The sequence below is a fragment of the Micromonospora yongxingensis genome, from assembly GCF_052601155.1.
Map to the genome: position 1 here is coordinate 50237 of NZ_JBQXEO010000009.1, position 21196 is coordinate 71432.

Annotated in this window: 22 protein-coding genes and 1 pseudogene; 16 read left to right on the forward strand and 7 right to left on the reverse strand. The window is 70.7% G+C overall.

Going from position 1 to position 21196, the window contains the following annotated elements; translation table 11 throughout:
* Nucleotides 1-10: 10 nt before the first annotated feature.
* Nucleotides 11-997: an ABC transporter permease gene (locus ACTWLT_RS13465; RefSeq protein ID WP_252419005.1), complete on the forward strand. Its 987-nt coding sequence runs from the start codon at nucleotides 11-13 to the stop codon at nucleotides 995-997.
* A gap of 155 nt (nucleotides 998-1152) precedes the next feature.
* Entirely contained in the window at nucleotides 1153-2895 is a 1743-nt protein-coding gene (locus ACTWLT_RS13470) for an ABC transporter substrate-binding protein (RefSeq protein ID WP_445318683.1), read from the forward strand.
* A 493-nt stretch (nucleotides 2896-3388) separates the two neighbouring features.
* Here the strand turns inward: ACTWLT_RS13470 and ACTWLT_RS13475 are convergent, their stop codons facing one another.
* Nucleotides 3389-4009, reverse strand: coding sequence for a TetR/AcrR family transcriptional regulator (locus ACTWLT_RS13475; protein ID WP_445318684.1), 621 nt, complete (start codon nucleotides 4007-4009; stop codon nucleotides 3389-3391).
* Between the two features lie 194 nt (nucleotides 4010-4203).
* On the opposite strand from ACTWLT_RS13475, the gene ACTWLT_RS13480 reads away from it, so the two are divergent.
* Entirely contained in the window at nucleotides 4204-4659 is a 456-nt protein-coding gene (locus tag ACTWLT_RS13480) for an anthrone oxygenase family protein (RefSeq protein WP_196926089.1), read from the forward strand.
* Between the two features lie 183 nt (nucleotides 4660-4842).
* Here ACTWLT_RS13480 and ACTWLT_RS13485 read toward each other — a convergent pair whose 3' ends face one another.
* Entirely contained in the window at nucleotides 4843-5469 is a 627-nt protein-coding gene (locus ACTWLT_RS13485; protein WP_445318685.1) for a TetR/AcrR family transcriptional regulator, read from the reverse strand.
* A gap of 39 nt (nucleotides 5470-5508) precedes the next feature.
* Here ACTWLT_RS13485 and ACTWLT_RS13490 point away from each other — a divergent pair, with 39 nt between their 5' ends.
* On the forward strand, nucleotides 5509-6336 hold the full coding sequence (locus ACTWLT_RS13490) for a hypothetical protein (protein ID WP_445318686.1): 828 nt from the start codon (nucleotides 5509-5511) through the stop codon (nucleotides 6334-6336).
* Between the two features lie 136 nt (nucleotides 6337-6472).
* Here the strand turns inward: ACTWLT_RS13490 and ACTWLT_RS13495 are convergent, their stop codons facing one another.
* Entirely contained in the window at nucleotides 6473-7216 is a 744-nt protein-coding gene (locus ACTWLT_RS13495) for a helix-turn-helix domain-containing protein (RefSeq protein ID WP_445318687.1), read from the reverse strand.
* Between the two features lie 198 nt (nucleotides 7217-7414).
* On the opposite strand from ACTWLT_RS13495, the pseudogene ACTWLT_RS13500 reads away from it, so the two are divergent.
* From ACTWLT_RS13500 to ACTWLT_RS13510, 3 genes and pseudogenes are all read left to right on the forward strand, one after another.
* A pseudogene (locus ACTWLT_RS13500) lies at nucleotides 7415-7705 on the forward strand (helix-turn-helix domain-containing protein); the annotation flags it as partial.
* Between the two features lie 177 nt (nucleotides 7706-7882).
* A complete protein-coding gene (locus ACTWLT_RS13505; protein WP_445318793.1) occupies nucleotides 7883-8695 on the forward strand; it encodes a hypothetical protein in 813 nt (270 codons plus the stop codon).
* 57 nt (nucleotides 8696-8752) lie between these two features.
* Complete coding sequence (locus tag ACTWLT_RS13510) at nucleotides 8753-9673, forward strand: hypothetical protein (RefSeq protein WP_445318688.1); 921 nt, start codon at nucleotides 8753-8755, stop codon at nucleotides 9671-9673.
* 488 nt (nucleotides 9674-10161) lie between these two features.
* Here ACTWLT_RS13510 and ACTWLT_RS13515 read toward each other — a convergent pair whose 3' ends face one another.
* Nucleotides 10162-10371, reverse strand: a complete 210-nt coding sequence (locus ACTWLT_RS13515) for a hypothetical protein (RefSeq protein WP_252419097.1) — start codon at nucleotides 10369-10371, stop codon at nucleotides 10162-10164.
* A 27-nt stretch (nucleotides 10372-10398) separates the two neighbouring features.
* Here ACTWLT_RS13515 and ACTWLT_RS13520 point away from each other — a divergent pair, with 27 nt between their 5' ends.
* On the forward strand, nucleotides 10399-11322 hold the full coding sequence (locus ACTWLT_RS13520) for a M20/M25/M40 family metallo-hydrolase (RefSeq protein WP_445318689.1): 924 nt from the start codon (nucleotides 10399-10401) through the stop codon (nucleotides 11320-11322).
* An 82-nt stretch (nucleotides 11323-11404) separates the two neighbouring features.
* Here the strand turns inward: ACTWLT_RS13520 and ACTWLT_RS13525 are convergent, their stop codons facing one another.
* Nucleotides 11405-13549, reverse strand: a complete 2145-nt coding sequence (locus tag ACTWLT_RS13525; RefSeq protein ID WP_445318690.1) for a S9 family peptidase — start codon at nucleotides 13547-13549, stop codon at nucleotides 11405-11407.
* 86 nt (nucleotides 13550-13635) lie between these two features.
* Between ACTWLT_RS13525 and mshB the strand changes: the two genes are divergently transcribed.
* The 3 genes from mshB (at nucleotide 13636) to ACTWLT_RS13540 (ending at nucleotide 15557) form a co-directional block, all read left to right on the forward strand.
* Entirely contained in the window at nucleotides 13636-14562 is a 927-nt protein-coding gene (mshB, locus tag ACTWLT_RS13530) for an N-acetyl-1-D-myo-inositol-2-amino-2-deoxy-alpha-D-glucopyranoside deacetylase (RefSeq protein ID WP_445318691.1), read from the forward strand.
* Nucleotides 14559-15011, forward strand: a complete 453-nt coding sequence (locus ACTWLT_RS13535) for a hypothetical protein (protein ID WP_252419012.1) — start codon at nucleotides 14559-14561, stop codon at nucleotides 15009-15011. Before mshB ends, ACTWLT_RS13535 begins: the two co-directional genes overlap by 4 nt.
* Nucleotides 15012-15092: 81 nt before the next feature.
* On the forward strand, nucleotides 15093-15557 hold the full coding sequence (locus tag ACTWLT_RS13540) for a hypothetical protein (protein ID WP_445318692.1): 465 nt from the start codon (nucleotides 15093-15095) through the stop codon (nucleotides 15555-15557).
* 114 nt (nucleotides 15558-15671) lie between these two features.
* On the opposite strand, the gene ACTWLT_RS13545 is transcribed toward ACTWLT_RS13540, so the two are convergent.
* Nucleotides 15672-16637, reverse strand: a complete 966-nt coding sequence (locus ACTWLT_RS13545; protein ID WP_445318693.1) for a GNAT family N-acetyltransferase — start codon at nucleotides 16635-16637, stop codon at nucleotides 15672-15674.
* A gap of 79 nt (nucleotides 16638-16716) precedes the next feature.
* On the opposite strand from ACTWLT_RS13545, the gene fdxA reads away from it, so the two are divergent.
* The 5 genes from fdxA to ACTWLT_RS13570 are packed head-to-tail and all read left to right on the forward strand — an operon-like array spanning nucleotide 16717 to nucleotide 20494.
* Entirely contained in the window at nucleotides 16717-17043 is a 327-nt protein-coding gene (gene fdxA / locus ACTWLT_RS13550; RefSeq protein ID WP_007464872.1) for a ferredoxin, read from the forward strand.
* A complete protein-coding gene (gene dapC / locus ACTWLT_RS13555) occupies nucleotides 17040-18146 on the forward strand; it encodes a succinyldiaminopimelate transaminase (RefSeq protein ID WP_305884721.1) in 1107 nt (368 codons plus the stop codon). Before fdxA ends, dapC begins: the two co-directional genes overlap by 4 nt.
* Nucleotides 18147-18163: 17 nt before the next feature.
* Entirely contained in the window at nucleotides 18164-19192 is a 1029-nt protein-coding gene (locus ACTWLT_RS13560) for a prephenate dehydrogenase (RefSeq protein ID WP_445318694.1), read from the forward strand.
* 13 nt (nucleotides 19193-19205) lie between these two features.
* Entirely contained in the window at nucleotides 19206-19847 is a 642-nt protein-coding gene (locus ACTWLT_RS13565; protein WP_445318783.1) for an SIMPL domain-containing protein, read from the forward strand.
* Entirely contained in the window at nucleotides 19847-20494 is a 648-nt protein-coding gene (locus tag ACTWLT_RS13570) for a nucleoside/nucleotide kinase family protein (RefSeq protein WP_252419017.1), read from the forward strand. Before ACTWLT_RS13565 ends, ACTWLT_RS13570 begins: the two co-directional genes overlap by 1 nt.
* A gap of 16 nt (nucleotides 20495-20510) precedes the next feature.
* Here ACTWLT_RS13570 and ACTWLT_RS13575 read toward each other — a convergent pair whose 3' ends face one another.
* Complete coding sequence (locus ACTWLT_RS13575; protein ID WP_445318695.1) at nucleotides 20511-21068, reverse strand: sugar O-acetyltransferase; 558 nt, start codon at nucleotides 21066-21068, stop codon at nucleotides 20511-20513.
* Nucleotides 21069-21196 lie beyond the last annotated feature (128 nt).

A 21196-nucleotide genomic window follows, 5' to 3' on the forward strand; every position in this document is an offset into this window, starting at 1 on the left:
GGGGTGTCCCATGGCGCGATTCCTGATCAAGCGGCTCTTCTCCGCCACGCTGACCCTGTTCGCGGTGAGCGTGCTGACCTTCCTGATGTTCTTCGCCCTGCCGCGCGACCCGGTGACCGGCATGTGCCCCAAGAACTGCAACCCGGAGCGGTTGGAGCGGGTGCGCGACGACCTGGGCCTGAACGACCCGCTGGTCAGCCAGTACGCCGGCTACATGAAGGGCATCGTGACGGGGCGCGACCTGGGCAGCGCCCAGGGCGGCCGGTGCGACGCGCCCTGCCTGGGCTGGTCCTACGTCAGCAACGAGGCGGTCTCGGACACCATCGCCCGGGTGCTGCCGGTGACGTTGAGCATCGTGATCCCGGCGGCCATCCTCTGGCTGCTGCTCGGGGTGGGGCTGGGCATGGTCTCGGCGCTGCGCCGGGGCACCTGGCTGGACCGGGCCGCCATCGGTTTCTCGTTGACCGGCGCCTCGTTGCAGCTCTACTTCGTGGGCGCGGTTCTGCTGCTGGTGTTCGTCTACAACCTGCGTCTGCTACCGGTGCCGAGCTACACCTCCCTCTTCGACAATCCGGCGAAGTGGGCCAGTGGCCTGGTGCTGGCCTGGGTGGCGTTGGCCTTCCTCTTCTCGGCCATCTACGCCCGGCTGTCCCGGGCGCAGATGCTGGAGACACTGTCGGAGGACTTCGTCCGCACCGCGCGGGCCAAGGGTCTGGCCAAACCGACGGTGTACGGGCGGCACGCGCTGCGCGCGGCGATCACCCCGGTGGTGACCATCGCCGGCCTGGACGTCGGTGGTGCGCTCGGCGGGACGGTGATCACCGAGACGACCTTCGGCATCCAGGGGCTGGGCCGCACGGCGGTGGACGCGGTGCGCTCGGGTGACCTGCCCACCATCATGGCCACCGTGCTGATCGCGGCTGTCTTCGTGGTGCTGGCGAACGTGCTGGTCGACCTGCTCTACGCGGCCATCGACCCACGGGTCCGGCTGCGCTGAGCCGGGCGTTCGGCCGGGGTGTCCACCACCCGGCCGGCGGCGAAATTTATCGACAACTGTTACACAATTTGTAGGTTTTCTTCTTTACGATCCTCGAGACGTCGGCGGTTCTCGCCCCGACGAACCGCACGGCACATGGGTGAAGGAGGTACTTCATGCGACCACGCGTGGCGGCCGCCGCTGGCGGCGCGATCGCTCTGGTTGTGGCATTGGGTGCGTGCTCGGAGAACACGGGCGAGGGCACCACGGTGGACACCAACCGGCAGCAGACCGGGGTCATCGCGACCGACCCCAAGGACTCGCAGGGCCCGGCGGCCGAGGTGAGCGGCGCCGCGAAGGGCGGCACCTTCACCATCATCCGGGAGACGCCGATCTCCCACCTGGACCCGCAGCGGACGTACTCGTTCGCGGGCCTGATGACGAACCCGCTTTTCGCGCGTTATCTGACCACCTGGAAGGACGACGGCAAGGGCGGCCTGGTCCTCGTCGGCGACCTGGCGGAGACGCCGGGCAAGAACGTCAACAACGACTGCAAGGTCTGGGAATTCACCGTCAAGGACGGGGTGAAGTTCGAGGACGGCCGCCCGATCACCTCCAAGGAGATCGCGTACGGCATCGCCCGCTCCTTCGACCCGGACCTCTCCGGCGGCCCGACCTACATCCAGGAGTGGCTGGCCGACAGCCCGAACTTCGACACCAAGTGGGACTTCAAGAAGAACAAGACCTCGCTGCCGCCCGGCCTGAGCACCCCGGACGCCAAGACGCTGCGCTTCGAGTTCGCCAAGCCCCGCTGTGACCTGCCGTTCGCGGTCTCGCTGCCGACCACGGCGCCGCTCCCGCCGGACAAGGACACCGGCGTCGACCTGGACAAGCAGCCGTTCTCGTCCGGCCCGTACAAGGTCGCCAAGAACCAGGTCGGCGTGCAGATCACCCTGGACCGCAACACGAACTGGGACCCGAACACCGACCCGGTCCGGCACCAGTACCCGGACCAGTTCGTGTGGAGCTTCGGCCCGACCGCGGACGCCGCCAACAACCGGGTGATCGCGGACAACGGCGCCGACCAGAGCGCGCTCGCCTTCAACGCCGTGCCCGCGTCGCTGGTCGCCCGGGTGGCCGGGGACGCCGCGCTGAAGTCGCGCAGCATCCTCTCGCCGACCCCGAGCGCCAACCAGCTGGTGATCAACAACCAGCGCGTCAAGGATCTGAAGGTCCGCCAGGCGCTCAACTACGCCATCGACCGGGAGGGGATGGTCAAGGCGCTCGGCGGCCAGACCGTCGCCTCGCCGCTGACCACGCTCATGCCGCCGGCCACCATCGGCTACAAGGCGTACGAGGCGTACCCGGCAGGCCCCAACGGCAACGTCGAGAAGGCCAAGGAGCTGCTCGGCGGCCAGACGCCGGAGCTGGTCCTCGGTGTCGCCGACAACTCGACCGAGCAGCAGCAGGGCGCACAGCTCAAGGCCAACCTGGAGCGCGCCGGCTTCAAGATCACGCTGCGGAACATCTCGGACGACGCGAAGCTCGACGAGATCAAGAAGAAGGACAACCCCTGGGACCTGTACCTCGGTAACTGGGCGGCGGACTGGCCGAGCGGGGCCTCGATCCTGCCGGTGCTCTACGACGGCCGCACGATCAAGGCCGAGGGCAACAGCAACCAGTCCTACTTCAACGACCCGACGATCAACGCCGAGATGGACCGCATCCTGGCGCTGCCCCCGGCCGACCAGGGCCCGGAGTGGGCCAAGCTCGACGAGCGGATCATGAAGGAGCACGCCCCCGTGGTGCCGCTCTTCGTGGACGTGGCCTACAACGTGCACGGATCCAAGGCCGGTGGGGTCTTCATCTCCAGCGTCTTCGGCTACCCGTCGTTCGTCAACGCGTACGTCAAGCCGTAAGTCACACCGCAGACCAGAAGGGTTCCCTCCCGACAGCGTTGTCGGGAGGGAACCCTTCTGTTATTGCTGGGCAGGTCAGCAGTGCGAGTCGATGGTGACCGCGATGATTCAGCGGCAGGTCGATGCAGCGGGACGCTGTATAGCGCGCCTCGCGGCAGATCCGATACTCGATCAGCGTGAGCGCCGGACGCCGGGATGGCCGGATGCGCTGCTCCCCTGCACGGCGGGTCAGGCCCGGATCCGCAGGTAGAGAAAGCAACATCGCCTGACGAGAGGAACGGATGGCTTGCCGGCAGGGATGATGGGGTTGTCGAGACTCAAATCATCTGTTGTCGGGAAGCACCCGTTCGGTGAAGAGGATACGTGGTTTGGCAGGCCGGGTGAGGACGCTCAATGAACATTCGCGTCACTACAACGGTCGGCGCCCCATCGGGCGCTGCAGTTGCAGCCCAACGATCCGACCGTCCCGTCGTTGACCTGACCCACCAGCGGATCAAACGCCGGCCCCACCTTGTAGAGGGGCGACGCCATCGTAGGCACCGGTGACGGTCCTGAGGAGCTCGACATTGCTCGGGTAGGTCGCCGAGAGGAGTTCGCGTATTACGGGTTCACGGTCATAGTCGTCGGCCAGACGTAAGCCGAGGATGACGTTGGCCATCATGCCGGCGGCGAGGGTCTGACTGGCTTGTTCGGGTGTGAGCTGGCCGCGGTTGACGAGCACTCGGTAGACGCGGAGGAAGCCGTCTCTGGCGAGTGGCCCGATCTCCGGATCGGTGCCGGCGGTGAAGGCGTGCGCGAGGCAGAGTTGCAATCCCTGCTCCTCGAACAGTTGAAGGTAGGCGACACCGAGACGCGGTGCGAGGTCGCCAGGTGCGTCGTCGTCGATCGTCTGCTCGAACACCTCGACCACTCTGTCGAGCGCGTGCTCGATCGCGGCTCGGATGAGCGCGTCTTTGCTGCCGAACAGGGACACCACGTAGGGCTGGCTCACGGCGGCCTCGCGGGCGATGTCTGCCGTGGTTGTTGCGGCGAAGCCCTTGCTGCCGAAGATCCGGATCGCCGCAGCGAGCACGGAAGCGCGTCGCTGGGACGAGGAGATTCGTTTCTGGCCCATGGTTGACATGTTATCAATCAATCAATAATCTTTCGATGCGCTGCTGATCGGCCAACCTCGGCGGGAGCACCGGCGATCGCGGCGATCGGCTCCAGCCGTGCCTTCTCATGTGCGGTGTCACGTCGCGGATGGTGCGGCACAGCTCGCCGATGGGGCGTGACACTGTGCAGTCCGGCACGATGAGAGGACCGGGTATGGACGTGCTGATGTTCGCCACCGTCGCGGTGCTGGGGTTCACGGCGTGCGCCGAGTTCGGCTCCTATGCTTTTGTGCATCCGGTGGTCAAGCGTCTGGCGCCGCGTGACCACATCCTGGTCGAACAGGGTCTGCTGCGTACCTTCGGGATTGTGATGCCGGTGCTGATGACGGCTTCGCTCGTGCTGGCTATCAGCTACGCGGCCCGCCCTGATGGGGCGGGGTTGCCCGAGGTGTTGCGTTGGGTTGCGGCCGCGACCTGGGCCACGGGCATCGTCACGACCGTGGTCGTGAACGTGCCGATCAACCTGTCCACACTGCGCTGGGACAAGGATTTCCCTCCGGAGCGCTGGCAAGAGCGCCGTAACCGCTGGGAGTGGTTTCAGGGATACCGTTCGTGGGCCTATCTCGCGGCCTTCCTGCTCGTCGCTCTCTCGGTCGCCACGGTCGGCTGAGAGAGTGTCGGGTTACCCGTTGACCACGTGAAGTGAGTTGACGGGATCCGTTGTGGTGTAGGGGATTACAGAAGCGGATACCGGATCAAGTGCGACCGGCTTGCCGACGGTCAGTCGCGGCCAGTACCCGCCTGGTTTTGGATGCGGTGCCCGTGGGACGAGGTGGCGTGGCCTCATGACACGTCAGGTCAGGAGTTCGCGGGCCAGGGCCTCGGTCCACCACCGTTCGACTTGATTGGGCTGCCAGCCGCGTTCGCCAGTCAGTGTGGTGTAGACGTCGATGTTGCAGATCGCCGCATAGATATCGACGGCCGACGGAACGTCCAATCCTTGCCGGAGAACGCCGCCCGGCCACGACGAGAACACCTGGATCCTGGTCTCGTCCCCCCGCTGACGGCCGTCGCGGTAGGCGGTCGCCAGCGCGGGCTCGGTGCGGCCCGCCTCGCGCACGAGCGCGATGATGTCACCGGCGCGCTCGAAGAGGCGCCGGTCGTAGCCGGCCATCGCCGCGAGTTGCCGCACCGGATCGTTCTCGGCCCCTTCCAGTTCGGCGAGCGACTGCGATGGATTCGCGGCGATGTCGGCTGCGTCGGCCAGCGCTTGGATCAGCCCGGTCTTGTTCCCGTACACCGCGTAGACGGTCGGCACCGAGACCCCGGCCTCCCGTGCCACGTCACGTACCGTGGTCGCCGCCCAGCCGCGGGAGAGGAACAGTCGACGAGCGGCGCTGGCGATCTCACCCCTGGTCTCTGCAGCTTGCGCCGCCCGGCGCAGTGACTCGTACCTGCGCCTGCCTGTCTCGGCGGTCATGACTTGCCCCCTTCGGTTTCCGGACCTTATATTGAATGTGTGTCGCGTAAACTCAGCGTCGGAATCACCTGGACGTTCTCGCGGATCGCCGGACTCGCCGGACTCGGCTTCGCCATCCTGATCGCCTCCACCAACGCCTTCCTGGTGCCAGCCGGCCTGCCCCATACCGGCGCAAAGACCAACGACGTTGTCCAGTTCTTCACCACCCAACAGGACACCGTCAGCCTCGCCTCAGCACTCGCACCGATCGCCTGGGCGCTGGCCACCCTGTTCGGCGCCGGCGCGGTCTCCGTGCTGTGGCGAACCGACCGCGAGCACGGCACAGCCTGGTCCCTGGTCGGATTCGCCGGGGTGATCATGCAGAACATCACCTTCACCGGCGTGATGGCCACCCGGCTCGCGCTCGCGTCAACGACCGCGCAGGACAGCAGCACGATCGCCGGACTCTGGGCACTACACAACGCGCTGTTCATCTTCAACGGCACCTTCCTGGCACTGGCAATGACCGGCCTGTCCATCAGCGGCCGACGCGCCGACCTGATCCGCCGCTGGCACAGCGGGATCGGCCTGCTTGCCGCCGCACTCCAGTTCGGCTCGGCCGTGCTGAGCCCTCTGGTCATCGACGACCCCGGTACGGTCAGTCTCCTCGGCCTTGTCGGCTGGCTGATCTGGGTCGTGTGGATCGTCGCCTACAGCATCACCCTGATCCGCCTGACATCCGTTTCCATCCAGGCGATACCGAATAACCGACGCACCGGTCCCGTTGAGTCATTTCGATCAGACCATCGGCAGGCCGATCTACCCGACGGCCAGCGTCGCCATCCAGCACAGCAGCGCGTCGAACCGCCGGAGAGCGCGCAGGCATAGACATCCGCTCATCGGCATGAGCGGGCGTATCGGCTCCCATAATGCGGTTGCCGGCGGGGCAGCAATGTTGGTCGGTGGGGCGGCGTCGGATGATGCGATTCCGCGCAGCCGGCTGCGGATTAGTTGGCGAAGCGTGCTATTCGGGCGAGGTGTTGTACTGGTCGAGCGTCGCCTTGGACGTGGAGGCATCCCGGAAGGTCAGCTCCCACGGGCCGGTGTTGACGTCCATGTCCTTGCCGAACCCGACCCATTTCCCGGCCATTCGTCGGCCGGTGGGCTCGACCAGTAGCTGGATCGCGCCGTGGTACCGGGCTCCCCGGTAGTAGCCGGCGGGGTCGGTCTGCTCCACCCAGGTGCCGGTAACCACGGCACCGTCCACGGTGAGATCCATTGACAGCGACGATGCTGCCGAGCCAGGCAGGCTTCGCACGGTCAGTCGGTCCCCGTGCTGGAGTACGACCACGAAGTGCTGGCCGGCGAATGATTCTCCCCGGCCGCTGGAGTGGTACTGGTAGCGGCTGAGCCAGACGCCCTCGTACGACCCGTGGACTGCGAGTGGCTTGGGCGTTGGCGTGGCCAGGTTAGCCATGGGCGAGGACAGGTCGTGCCCGCCGTGCTGGTCATCGACGACCTGGCCATTGGGTATCGCGGCGAAGCCGAGCAGCGAGACCGGCAGACCGGTGACGACCTCCAGGGCGCGGGCGTACACGGGCCTTGGTGCGGCGATCGCGCCAGACTCCCAGCGCTGGACGAGTCTCTTGTTGGCGTCGTTGGGCTCGCCTACGCGGCGGCCAGCGGCCTGGAGTGCGCGGGCGAAGTCGTCCTGGCTCATGCGCATCCCGGTGCGGACCGCGCGTAGGGCGGTGTTCGGGGCATTCATGTTCGCCACGATAGCGCTATGTCGTCTTAACGTCGCCATGAATGTGCCCGGGATGTCGCACTCTGTGCCGTCGCGCCTGGCGACGGCTCGGCGTCATTGTGGACGGCACGCGACGGCTGAGCCTGCCGGTGCGCCCAGCAGCGGAGGTGAATGTGCCCAGTTCTGACGACGAACCGGTCAGCAGGGGCGAGCAAATCGATGCCGCCGAACGGGAAGAGGCTAAACGGCGGTTGCTCGCGCAGGCCGAGGCGGAGCGGATACCGGTGCAGGAGACGACTCGGGCGGTGCCGGACCGGCGGTGGCGTGGTGAGCCGTGAGCCGTTGCCGATCGGTCGGCGGGTCGCCTACCTGCGGATGCGGCGGAGGTTGTCGCAGCAGTCGTTCGCGGATCGGTTGGGGAAGTCGAAGAGTTGGGTGGACAAGGTCGAGCGTGGGGCCCGTTCCCTGGAACGGGTGTCGACCATCCGGGAGATCGCGGCCGTGCTGAGGGTCGATGCCGCAGTCCTCCTCGGTCGTGATGTCCAACCTGCCGGGTCGGCTGAGCGTCGCGAGGGCGTGGCGCGGATTCGGGCGGCACTGTCGGCGTACCCAATGGCTTTTTGTCGCCCGACGGACCGGGAGGTGATGTCACCCGATGGGTTGGCTCGGGAGGTTTTGCATGCGTGGATGACCTACCAGCACGCCCGGTACCCGCGTCTGGTCGAGCTGCTGCCCACGGTGGTGACCGAGGTTCACCGCGCCCACGCCCAGGACCCGGAGGCCGGGCGGGCGGCGGTGGTGGAGGCGTATCGGGTGACGGCGGCGCTGCTGGTCAAGCTGGACGAGGGGAGTCTCGCCTGGCTGGCCGCTGACCGGGCGATGTCGGCCGCTGCCGGTGACCGGGTGCTGCTGGCCTGCGCGGCGGTGCAGTTGGGCCAGGTACTGCGGGCATCGGCGAGGGCGGGGCCGGTGATGCTGGCCGCCGCTGCCCAAATCGCGCCTGGCACGCCGGAAGAGATGTCGCTGCGGGGATCGCTCCTGGTGCAGGCCGCTCTGATCGCGGCCAGGGCCGCTGACGATCGGGTGGCCGGTGACCTGCTGGACGAGGCCGCCAAGCTGGCCGTCCAGGTGGGCGACGGGCACGACCATCATCGGACGGCGTTCGGGCCGACTGCTGTCGAGCTGGCGCGGGTTGCGGCCGCACTGGAGTTGGGCGACGGGCCGCAGGCGGTTGCCCGGCACGAGGAGGCGATTGGGCGGGACGGGTGGCGGTGGCTGCCGGTCGAGCACCGTGCCGCGCACCTGATCGATGCGGCGCGCGCCTACCTCCAGACGGGCGACCCCGCCAACGCAGCCCGGGTCCTGTTGCGTGCCGAACGCATCGCACCCGCCGAGATCCGCCACCGACCAACCGCCCGAGATGTGGTCGCCCAGGCCGCACGCGATCTGGACGCCCCAGCCACGATCACCCAGCTTGCCATCAACCTCGGGGTGCTCTGACATGACAGTGCCGTCGACGGACCGCCCCGGGTGGGTGCGGAGGAAGCCGAGCACGTAATGGTCGTGACCGCGCACAGCAGGCTCAGCGATGACACGTCCGCGCCGAAGTCATCGAGCGGGCACACTTGTGAGGGCACGACGGCGTCAGAGGGGGCTTGGATGCGCTGCGGCAAGTGGAAGGGCACCGTTCTGGGCACGGTGGCGGTCCTGGCCGCGATGCTGTTCACCGGCTGCGACGCGGGCGGGCAGAGCGAGCCGGAGCCGATCGACGCGTCGATGAAGGAAGTGCTCAAGGAGTACCAGCCCCGCTTCGAGCAACGGCGCGTGGCGCTCGCCGCGGCGGTGGCGAAGGTGCCCGAGAAGGGCGTTGGCAAGGCATCGTGTGCCCGGACGCTGGACCCGCGGCCGGAGTTCATCTGGTTCGACCACACCAGCAAGGTCCTGGACAGCTACAACAGCCCGGACAAGGGCGGAAACGTCGACATCGTGGCGACGACCGAGGCCGGAGCGCCGGAGCAGATAGTGGACAATCCCGGGTCGACCCTCAACAGGTTCGCCGTGCCGCCGGGCTGGCTCGTCCGCGGCCTCTGGATTACCGGCCCGCAGGGACCACTCGGCACCAACGAATTCAAGGTGACCAGCCAGTACGGCTACGAGCCATACCTCGGGGTCGAGAAGGACCCGGTCCAGAGGCTCCGGAAAATCCTCGACCTCGGGCTGCACAAGCGCTACGTCGTGCTGTACCGCGTGACGACCTTCACCTTCCCCGACGCCGAGGGCCGGGACACTGTGCGGGCCGACGTGTTCCTCGCCGACCTGGAAAAGGGCGACCTGCCCTGCCAGTTGGTCGCGGACGGCTCTCGCTACGGCACGAGCGGTGGACCGGTGGGCTGGGTCTCGCTCACCCCGTACGAAGATATGCAGACCAGTTTTCAGATCCACATCAGCGACAAGCTGAGGTCCCTGACCCGCCCCTGACTTCCGACGCGGCTGAACGGCCGGCAAGCACGCGCCGGTGGTGCCGCTCTTCGTCGACGTGGCCTACAACGTGCAGGGGTCCAAGGCCGGCGGGATCCTCATCTCCAGCGTCTTCGGGCATCCGTCGTTCGTGAACGCGCACGTCAAGCCGTAAGCCACACCCAAGGCAACACGGGTCCCCTCCCGACAGCGCCGTCGGGAGGGGACCCTTCTGTTTCTGCGGAACAGGTCACTGCGCGATCCCCGGCAGCGCCTCAAACGGTAGGGGTGGCCGCATGGTCGAGATGGGGGCCAGCGTCAGTGCGTTCCAACGCTCAGCAGGACAGGCTCGAAGCTATTCGCATTCGTGTCTGGAGGAACTCATGTCAGGTGCAAAGGGCTATGTCAGTCGACGCGCTGTGCTTCGTGGCGCTGCCGTCGGTGTAGTGGGAGCCGGGCTGGCGTCGGCCCAGGCGGCGTACGCGGGCAACGGGTCGGCTGCTGGCCTGCTAGGCGAGGATGCGGTGGACGCCGTGGCCTCTGGGCTGGACCGTGACCTGATCGAGTTGCGCCGTGACATCCACCGGCACCCGGAGACCCCGGGCCAGGAGCAGCGGACCGCAGAGGTGGTGGCCCAGCGACTTCGCGCGGCCGGCCTCGACGTCACCACGGGTGTCGGCGGCCATGGGGTCGTGGGAGTCCTCAGCGGTGCCCGTCATGGCCGGACGGTCGCCTACCGGTCGGACATGGACGCGGTACCGCCGAGCGATCAGGTGGGAGGTGGCACGCAAGCGGCTCACCTGTGTGGGCACGATATGCACACGGCTGTGGGCGTGGGTGTCGCGGAGGTGCTGGCGCGTCTGCGCAACCGGCTCGCGGGCACGGTGGTGTTCGTTTTCCAACCTGCCGAGGAGACGCTCACCGGTGCCGCCGCGATGCTCGACGACGGCGTGTTCGCCCGAGTCCGTCCATCGGAGATCCATGCCATGCACTGCGGTCCCTTCCCGGTCGGCCAGTTCGTTGTCACGCCCGGGTTCGGACTTCCTGGCCAGGACCGCGGCGTCATCACGCTCGTGGGGCGTGATGCGACGGCGCGGGCGCGACGGCTCGCCGCCGAGATCGGCGGGCTCAGCACCGTGTCCCGCCCAGCGACCTCCGGGGACCTCGAACGGCTCGTGGCCGACATCCAGGCACCTGACGGGCCGTTGGCCGAGTTCGTCTTCATGCAGGCCCAGGTCTCCGAAGCCGAAGGCCGGGCCGAGGTGCGGTTGTCGTACCGTTGCTGGCCGGAGGACCGGCATATTGCCATCCGCGAGGACATCCGTCGACTCGCAAGCTCCGACGGCCAGGCATCGGTGGCGTTTCCGAACGACCCGTTTCCCGCCATGGTCTGTCCCGAGCGGGAAGGCCAGGCCCTGAAGCGGTACCTCCGACAGGCTGCAGGGCGCGACCGGGTGCGGACGTTGCATGCCGCGATCCCGTTCAGCGGCGAGGACTTCGCGCTGTTCCTGGACCGGCTTCCTGGCACGTACACCTTCCTCGGCGTCCGTGCGCCCGGCGCCGCCATCGAAACGAGTTATCCGCATTTCGGCGCCTTCGACCCGGACGAGCGGGCCATCGGCCACGGCGTCCGCGCGATGGCGGGTTGGCTCGCCCGGCGTACCCGCTAGCGACATCAGCGACAAGCTGAGGTCCCTGACCCGCCCCTGACTCCCGATCCGTCGGACAAGGCCACGCGACGCCGCCGACAGATCACCGTAGGTGGGTACGGAGGAAGTCGAGCTCCAGGGGGAGCAGGCGCTCGGCGGTGCCGTTCGCGGCCATGTGGGTGGCACCGGTCAACGGCAGCACGGAGTGCGGTCGGCCGGTGGCCAGCAGGGCCGCGGAGAGCCGCAGGGTGTGCGCGGCCACCACGTTGTCGTCGGCCAAGCCGTGCACCAGCAGCAACGGCCGGGCCTGGTCCGGGGCGGTGACCGGCTCGGCGGCCATCTCGACCAGTGAGTGGTGCGCGTAGACCTCCACCCCGTCGTCCGGGAGACCGAGATAGCGCTCGGTGTACGCGGTGTCGTACAGCGCCCAGTCGGTCACCGGGGCGCCCGCGATCCCGCACCGGAACAGCTCCGGGTGGCGCAGCACCGCGAGCCCGGCCAGCCATCCCCCGAACGACCAGCCGCGCACCCCCACCCGACCCAGGTCCAGGTCGGGATGCTTGCCGGCGAGTGCGGTCAGCGCGTCGATCTGGTCGGTCAGGATCACGTCGGCCATCCGCCGGTGGATCGCCTTCTCGAACGACGGCGCCACCCCCGGCGTACCCCGGTTGTCGATGGTCACCACCGCGAACCCGGCGTCGGCCCACCACTGCCGCTCCAGCCAGGCAGCCCGGGCGGCCACCACCTCCTGGTGCCCCGGGCCGCCGTAGATGTCCAGCAGCACCGGCAGTCGCCGGCCCGTCACGTGGTTGTCCGGGTAGAGCACCGCCGCCGGCAACCGCCGGTCGGTCACCCGCTCCAGCAGCGGCAACGGCGAGTACGGAGGGGTGGCCGCGAACGACCTCAGCTCGGCCAGCTCCTGATCGCCGCGACGCACCGTCCAGCGCACCCCGGCATGGTCCAGCGACGCGACACCGACCGCCAGCACGTCGCCGCCCACCGCAGCGGTGTACCAGCCGGAGTCGGTGGTGAGCCGGCGCGCGTCCACCCCGCCGCCGATCGTCGTCCGGACCCGGAACAGGTGCCGCTCGCTCGGCTCGCCGTCGCTCGCCTCGACCAGCAGATCCGCCGGGCCGGGGCCGTTCGGCAGTCGACCCACCACCCGTCGCACGTACAGCGAGGGCGGCGTGAGCAGGGTGCCGTCGGCGAACAGGCACCGCGCGTCGTACCCGTCGTGGGCCAGCTCGCCGCCGACCAGCACCCGGCCGTCCGGCAGGTGGGCCGGCGTGCCGGCGATGGGCTCCACCCAGCGCGGGTCGGCCAGCTCGGCGTGCACCTGCGTCTCGCCGGTCCGCGGGTCCACCGCCAGCACCAGCCCGTGCTGCTGCGAGCGGCGCAGCACGGTGATCAGCGGGCTGCCCTCGCCCCAGCTGACCGCCGTCAGGTACGGGTAGGTCTCCCGGTCCCAGTGCACGTCGACCCAGCCGTCGTCCAGGTCCAGCAGGTGCAGGCTGACCTCCGCGTTCGGCCCACCCGCCCGGGGGTACGCGACGGCGGTGGGCGGGGTGGTCGGCTCGGCCGGGTCGTGCAGGTGCCAGCGGTCCAGCCGGGACTCGTCGACCCGGGCGGCGAGGATCGAACGACCGTCCGGCGCCCACCAGTAGCCCCGGAACCGGCCGAACTCCTCGGCCGCGATGTGCTCGGCCAGACCCCAGCTCACCCCGGCGTCCTCGCCGGCCAGCAGGGTGTCGGTGCCGTCGGACTCGATCACCCGCAGCTCGCCCCGGCGGACACCCTCGGCCGCGTCGGTGACGTACGCCAGGCGCTGCCCGGTCGGGTCCGGTCGTGGGTCCAGCACCGGGCCGAGAGCCGCCACCTCCACCACGTCACCGTGGACCAGGTCCGCCCGGAACAGCCGGCCGGCCAGCGCGAACACCGCAACCCGGCCGGCGGCGTCCAGCGCGTACGAGCCGATGCCCGAGGCGCTGAGCCGCAGCCGCTCGCGCAGGGCACGCTCACCGGGGGAGAGCGAGCGGGCGTTGTCGGCGTCGCCGAGCAGGGTGGCCGGGTCGGCGACCAGCCGCTCCTCGGCGGTGGCCACGTCCAGCAGCCAGAGCGCGTCCGCTGGGTCCTCGGGGCCGGCGGAGCGCAGGAAGATCACCCGGGAGCCGTCCTGCGCCACCGAGACGGCACGCGGTGCGCCGTGGCTGAACCGGCGGGTGCGGGCGGCCAGCTCCGGAAAGTCCACACGCCAAATCGTAGAGCCGTGGCGGGCGTGATGTGGCCGACCTGGGCGGACGCGTCAGCGACTCCCGGGCGGAACCGCCGGTTAGAGTGACCGTCGTGACGACGTTGCCCGACCGCCGCCTGCTGCTGGTCCACGCGCACCCCGACGACGAGTCGATCGGCACCGGCTCGACGATGGCCCACTACGCCGCCGCCGGTGCGCACGTCACGCTGGTGACCTGCACCCTCGGCGAGGAGGGCGAGATCCACGTCCCGGCGCTGGCGCAGCTCGCCGCCGCCGAGGCCGACCAGCTCGGCGGGTACCGGATCGCCGAGTTGGCCGCCGCCTGTGCCGCGCTCGGCGTCAGCGACCACCGCTTCCTCGGCGGCGCCGGCCGCTACCGCGACTCGGGGATGATGGGGCTCGCCACCAACGAGCACCCCCGCGCCTTCTGGCAGGCCGACCTCGACGAGGCCGCCGGGCACCTGGTGGAGATCATGCGGGAGGTACGCCCGCAGGTGCTCGTCACGTACGACCCCAACGGCTTCTACGGCCACCCCGATCACATCCAGGCGCACCGGGTGGCGATGCGGGCCGTCGAGCTTGCCGCCGCCGAGGGCTGCGCCCCGCTCAAGGTCTACTGGACGGCCCTGCCGCTCAGTGTGCTGGAAGCCGGCATGACGCACTTCGCCGAATCGTCGGACAACCCGTTCGCCGGCATCGAGGACCTCGCCGACCTGCCCTTCGGTACTCCGGATGACCAGATCGCCGCCCGGATCGACGCCACCGACCAGCACACGGCCAAGGAGGCCGCGATGCGGGCGCACGCCACCCAGATCCCGGCGACCTCGTGGCTCTACTCGATCGCCGGCAACTTCGGGGGCGAGTTCATGGGCGTGGAGTTCTTCACGCTCGCGGTCGGCGAGAAGGGCCCGGGCGCCGGTCCGTACGGCTGGGAGGACGACCTCTTCGCCGGGCTGCCCGAGGCCACCGCCCCCGACCGGTCCCCGGTCGCCGCGGCCGGTTCCCGGTGACCCTGCCCGCCGCGCCGGTGTCGGTCGTGGAACACCAGGACACCCCGCCTCCGGCGGGACCACCGCCGCGACTGCTGGACCTTGGCCTGCGCATTGCCGGCGCGATCGTCGTGGTGGTGGCCGGCGTGCTGACCGGGGTGCTGGAGCTGTTGTTCGCCACGGCCCGCGTCGGCGGGCAGTTGATCGGCGTGTCGGTGCTGCTCGCCGTCGGCGCCAACATCGCGCTGAGCTGGTTCGCGCACGAGGTCGTCGGCCGCCGGTGGGCGGTGGCGCTGCCCGCGGTGCCGTGGTTCGCGCTGATGGCGGTGGCCGCCGTCCGCACCACCGAGGGCGATCTGCTGCTGGCCGGTGACAACTGGGTCGGCCTCGCCATGATCGTGGCTGGCGCGATGACCTTCGCGGTGATGGGCTTCCGGCAGATCCTCGCGCCGCCCGCACTCGGAGGCTGATGACGCCACCCAGGTACGGGTGGTAGATATTCCTGCCAGAGATGCGGCCCCGCAACGGGGCGTACGGCAGGAGGTCGTGCGATGGACAGACGGTGGCGTGACGTCGGAGTGCTCGCGGGGGCGCTGTTCGCGGTCAACGTGGTCGCCCGGCTGGTCATCCGGCTCGGCTTCGACGGTGACGACACCGCCGCCGACCGGGTGTCGCTGGCGATGTTCGCGGTGATCGGGCTGATCCTGGCCGTGGTCGCCTTCCGCTGGGGTCGCCGCCGACCGCTGGGCGACTGGGCGGCCGACATGGCGGTCGTGATCCTGGTGGCGATGGCGCTGACCGTGCTGGTCGGGCCGCTGCTCGTCGGCCACAACCCGTTCGCCGGCGGTGCGGGCACGTTCTTCGCCCAGATCTGGCTCTACCTGCTCGCCAGCGGCGCCGGCGTGCTGGTCGGGTACCTGGTCCTCACCGCGCTGGGGCGCGACTACCGCTCCCAGCAGCTCAAGCGGTACGCCGAGGTCAAGGCCGCCAAGCCGCGCCGGGTCGTCCGCCGCTAAGCGGCCCTCGACGGGCGGCTGGCGGTGATCGACTCGGCTTCCAGGAAGGTGGGGCGTCCGGGCGAGGTGGATCCCCCGATTTCCTGGAACCCGAGTCGATCGCACCCAGCGGGGTCAGTGCGGGGCGACGCGCGTCAGGTAGGTGTGGTGGGTGGTGAAGCCGAGCCGCTGGTAGAGCGCCACCGCGGCGGTGTTGCGCTGCTCGACCTGGAGGAACGCGTGGGTCGCGCCCAGCGCCGCGCCCCAGTCGGCCAGCGCGGCGATCACCGCCTGCGCCAACCCCTGCCGGCGAGCCGCCGGCAGCACCTCGATCAGGCTGAGCCCGAGCCAGCGGCCCTGCCCCGTCACCGTGCCCCGGCCGATCGCCACCAGCCTGCCGTCGGCGGCGTACGCGTGGGCGAAGCGGACCTGGTCCACGGCGGTGAGCACATGCCGGGCGGCGTCCGGGAGCCCGCCCTTGCGGCCGGCCGCGACGGCCAGCCACGCGTCCGACGGCGCGGCGACCAGCTCTATGCCCACCCCGGCGGCCGGTGACCCCGCAGCGGGCCGGGCGCCCAGGGGGAGTGGCGTGGTCTGTACGAGCGTGGGCGGGCGGCTGCCCCAGCCCCGGTCGTCCAGCTCGGCGCCGACCGGCGCGGCGAGCGGCAGCGGTGTGTTGATCATCGCAGGCTGGCCGTGCGCGGCGTACCAGCGCTCGACCGCGTCCACCGCCGCCGGCAGCGGCCGGTCCGGGTCGCCGATCGGCAGCGCGGAGTTGGCCCGACCGGTCCAGCCGTCGGCCGTCCGGAGCAGCCATTCGCCGAGCCGGTCCCGCGTCGGTGCCGGCCAGGCCTCGTCGGCGGCGCGCTCCAGCGCCACCACGGCGGCGGCGGTCGGCCGGCGGGTCGGCGGCACGCGCTTGGCCCGGTGCACCTGCGTGACCGGAACCCGCAGCGGACCCTGCGCCGTGGCCAGCGTGAGATGAGTCTCGCTCAGCTCCACCAGCTCGCCCAGGGCGTCGGAGAAGAGCGGCCGGCCTTCGCGAATCCCCACAATCCGGCGGACCACGATCCGGTGTCCCACATCCTGCTGTCGGAGCACGATCGACCCCCTCCCCGGCGAGATACTAGGCTCTTACCGTCGCGGGAGATCGCGGCGTGTCTTGCGGAGGAGAAGACCGGTGACCTACATCATCGCCGAGCCGTGCGTGGATGTGCTCGACAAGGCATGCATCGAGGAGTGCCCGGTCGACTGCATTTACGAGGGCAACCGGATGCTCTACATCCACCCCGACGAGTGCGTCGACTGTGGTGCCTGTGAGCCCGTCTGCCCCGTGGAGGCGATCTTCTACGAGGACGACGTCCCGGAGCAGTGGAAGGACTACACCGGCGCCAACTACGAGTTCTTCGAGGACCTGGGCTCGCCCGGGGGCGCCTCGAAGATCGGCAAGGTCGAGAAGGACGCGACCTTCGTCGCCGCGCAGCCGCCGCGCGGCGAGGGCCACTGAACCGGCCCGCGCCGGTCTCGTCGCGGCTGCCCGAGTTCACCTGGGACACCCTGGACGCCGCGGCCACGCTGGCCGCGGCGCATCCGGAGGGCCTGATCAACCTCTCGATGGGCACGCCGGTCGACCCGGTTCCCGAGGTGATCCGGCAGGCGCTCGCCGACGCGTCCGACGCCCCCGGCTACCCGCTGACCGCCGGCACGCCCGCACTGCGGGACGCGATCGCCGCGTGGGTCGCCCGGGCCTGTGGCGCGGGGGTCGACGGCCTCGGCGTGTTGCCGACCATCGGCTCCAAGGAGCTGGTGGCCTGGCTGCCCACCCTGCTCGGCATCGGCCCGGACGACGTGGTGGTGGTGCCGTCGGTCGCGTACCCCACCTACGAGGACGGCGCCCGGCTGGCCGGCGCCACCGTCGTCCGCGCCGACTCGCTCACCGCGGTCGGGCCGACCCCCCGCGTACGGCTGGTCTGGGTCAACTCGCCCGGCAACCCGACCGGTCGGGTGCTGCCCGCGGCGCACCTGCGCAAGGTGGTCGACTGGGCACGGGAGCGTGGCGCGGTGGTCGCCAGCGACGAGTGCTACCTGCCGCTCGGCTGGTCGGCCGAACCGGTCTCGGTGCTGTCCCCGGAGGTCTGCGGCGGCAGCTACGACGGGGTTCTCGCCGTGCACTCGCTCTCCAAGCGGTCCAACCTCGCCGGCTACCGGGCCGGCTTCGTGGCCGGCGACCCGGCGCTCGTCGCCGAGCTGCTGAAGGTCCGCAAGCACGCCGGCATGATCGTCCCCGCGCCGGTGCAGGCCGCCATGGTGGCCGCGTTGCAGGACGAGCGGCACGCCGACGAGCAGCGGGAGCGCTACCGCGCGAGGCGTTCGGTGCTCACCGACGCGTTCACCGGTGCCGGCTTCAGGGTCGAGCACTCGGAGGCCGGTCTCTACCTCTGGCTCACCCGGGGTGAGGACTGCTGGCAGACGGTCGACTGGCTGGCCCGACGCGGCATCCTGGTCGCCGCGGGCGTCTTCTACGGACCCACCGCCCGCCAGCACGTCCGGGTGGCGCTGACCGAGTCCGACGAGCACGTCGCCGCGGTCGCCGGCCGGCTGCGGGCCTGACCCCGGGCGGCCCGGCGATGACCGACGGCGTGACCGGGCGGTACGCCGGGGTGCGGGCGGCCGTGGTCGGCACCGGCCTGATCGGCGGTTCGCTGCTGCTGCGCCTGGCCGACGCCGGCCTGGACGTGGCGGGTTGGGATCCGGACCCGGCGACCCGCGAGCAGGCCACTGCCCGCGGCGTGACGGCCCCGGCCACGATCGAGCAGGCCGTGGCCGGCCGGGACGTGGTCTTCCTCTGCGGCCCGCTGCCCACGCTGCCCGGGACGCTGGCCCAGGTGGCCGCCGTGACCGCGCCCGGCTGCGTGCTCACCGACGTCGGCAGCACCAAGGTCGAGGTGGCCGAGGCCGCCGCCCGGCTCGGGCTCACCGACCGTTTCGTGCCCGGGCACCCGATGGCCGGCGCGGAGTCCGCCGGCCTGACCGCCGCCGCCGCGGACCTGCTGGCCGGTGCCGCCTGGGTGCTGTGCCCGGCTCCCGGCGCCGCGACGGGCGCGTTCCGGTGGCTGACCGGGCTGCTGGTGGAGCTGTTCGCCGCCCGGGTGGTGCCGATGTCCGCGCCGGCCCACGACTCGGCGGCGGCGCTCGCCTCGCACGTGCCGCATCTGCTCGCCGGTGCGCTCGCCGGAGCGGCGCAGCGGGCGCCGCTGCGCGACGCGGTGCTGGCGCTGGCTGCGGGCAGCTTCCGGGACGGCACCCGCGTCGCGGGCACACCGGCGGAGCGGACGGCGAACATGCTGCTCGGCAACCGGGACCGGGTGCTGCACGAGCTGGCCGAGGTCCGGATGTTCCTGGATGAGCTGGCCGACGCGCTGACCGCCGGAGACGCCGCCGCGCTCACCTCCCGGTACGCGGAGGCCCGCGCGGCCCGGTCGACGCTGCTCGACCGGCGCTTCTCCGCACAGAGCCGCGAGTTCCCCGCCGGCGGCGATCGTGCCGCCGAGGTGACCTGGCTACGCGGGCTGGGCGACGACGGCGGGCACCTGACCGGGTGCCGGGTCGGCCCGGACGTCGTCGCCTACACGGCATGGCTACCCGTGGCTGACTAGGGTGAGGGACATGGTGGTCGACGGTCCGGTGGTGCAGGTGCGCGGCGAGGCGTACCGGGAGGTGCCGCCCGAGCTGGCCCGTTTCGCGGTCACCGCGACGGCCCGGGACCGGGACCGGGAGGCGACCCTGACCCGGCTCGCCGAGCGGGCCGCCGCGATCCGGGTGCTGCTGGAGGGCGCCGGGCCGGTGGTGGCCCGGCGGGAGACCGGTGACCTGCGGGTCCGGCCGGAGACGCGGCGCTCGGGCGAGCGGGTGGTGGCCTGGCACGGCAGCGTCACCACCACGGTCACCGTCACCGACTTCACCGCCCTCGGCGAGCTGATGCTCCGGCTGGCCGACCAGGACCAGGTCGAGGTGGCCGGTCCCTGGTGGGAGCTGCGCCCGGACAGCCCCGCGCACCGCGAGGCGCGGCACGCCGCGATCAGCGACGCGATGCTGCGCGCCCGGGAGTACGCGGAGGCGCTCGGCGCCCGGGTCACCTCGCTGATCGAGCTGGCCGACGCCGGTCCGGGCGACCGACCGATGTTCGCCCGCGCGGCGTACGCCGGGGATGCGGGTGGCGGCCCACCGGAGCTGGAGTTGGATCCGCAGCCGCAGACCGTCCAGGCGGCCGTGCGGGCCAGGTTCACGATCAGCGACCCGGTTCTGAGCTGATGCCGCCGGCCCGGGTGCTGTCGATCGACGAGTTGGTGGCCCGCGCGCGGTCGTTGGCCGAGGGCGGGCCGCGTCAACTGCTCGGCATCGCCGGGGCGCCGGGCGCCGGGAAGTCGACGCTGGCCGAGCAGATCGTGGCGGCGGTGGGCCCGAGCGCCCGGTTGGTGCCGATGGACGGCTTCCACCTGTCGCAGTCGCAGCTGCTCCGGCTGGGCCGGGCGGACCGCAAGGGCGCGGCGGACACCTTCGACGCCAACGGGTACGTCTCGCTGCTGCGCCGGTTGCACCGACTGGAGCCGACCTCGGTCTACGCGCCGGAGTTCCGCCGGGAGCTGGAGGAGCCGGTGGCCGGGTCGATCGAGGTGCCACCGTCGGTCCGGCTGGTGGTGACGGAGGGCAACTACCTGCTGCTGCCGGACGACCCGTGGCAGGAGGTCGGGCAGTTGCTGCACGAGGTCTGGTTCCTCGACCTGGACGCCGAGGTGCGACAGCGTCGGCTGACCGCCCGGCACGAGGCGTTCGGGCGGTCGCCGGAGGAGGCGCGCGCGTGGGCGCTGGGCACCGACGAGGCCAACGCCGCCCTGGTCACCGGCACCGCCGACCGGGCCGACCTGGTGGTCCGGCTGCCCGAGCCGCCGCCGGTCTGAGTGGAGCCGCGGCGGATCAGTCGAGCTGACGCACCGCCCGGGCCGGGTTGCCGACCGCGACCACGTTGGCCGGCAGGTCCCGGGTGACCACTGCGCCGGCGCCGACGACCGTGTTCGCGCCGATCGTCACCCCGGCCAGCACGATCGCGCCGCCGCCGAGCCAGACGTTGTCGCCGATGGTGATCGGCTTGGCCGCCTCCCACTTCTCGCGGCGCGGACCGGGCTCCACCGGGTGGGTCGGGGTGAGCAGCTGCACGTTCGGTCCGACCTGGACGTCCGCGCCGAGGGTGATCGTGGCGACGTCCAGGAAGACCGCGTTGTAGTTGACGAAGCTGCGTGGCCCGATACGGATCTGCCAGCCGTAGTCGCAGTAGAACGGTGGCCGGACCCAGGTGCCCTCGCCCACCTCGCCGAGCAGGTCGCGCAGCGCCGCGAGTCGAGCCGCCTCGTCCGCCGCGGGGCTGGTGTTGAAGCGTTCCATGAGCCGGGCGGCCCGGCCCAGGTCAGCGATGATCTCGGGATCGTCGGCCAGGTAGGGCTCGCCGGCGAGCATGCGGTCCTTCATGGAGGTCACTGCTCGATCATGCCGGCCCGGGGTCAACAAGGTTGTTTAGTTTGTCATATTTGCGGGCTTCCATCCGCATACTCGGTATGCAATTCTGACGGTTGTCAATGTGGTTCCTGTGGTAACGACGCTCCACC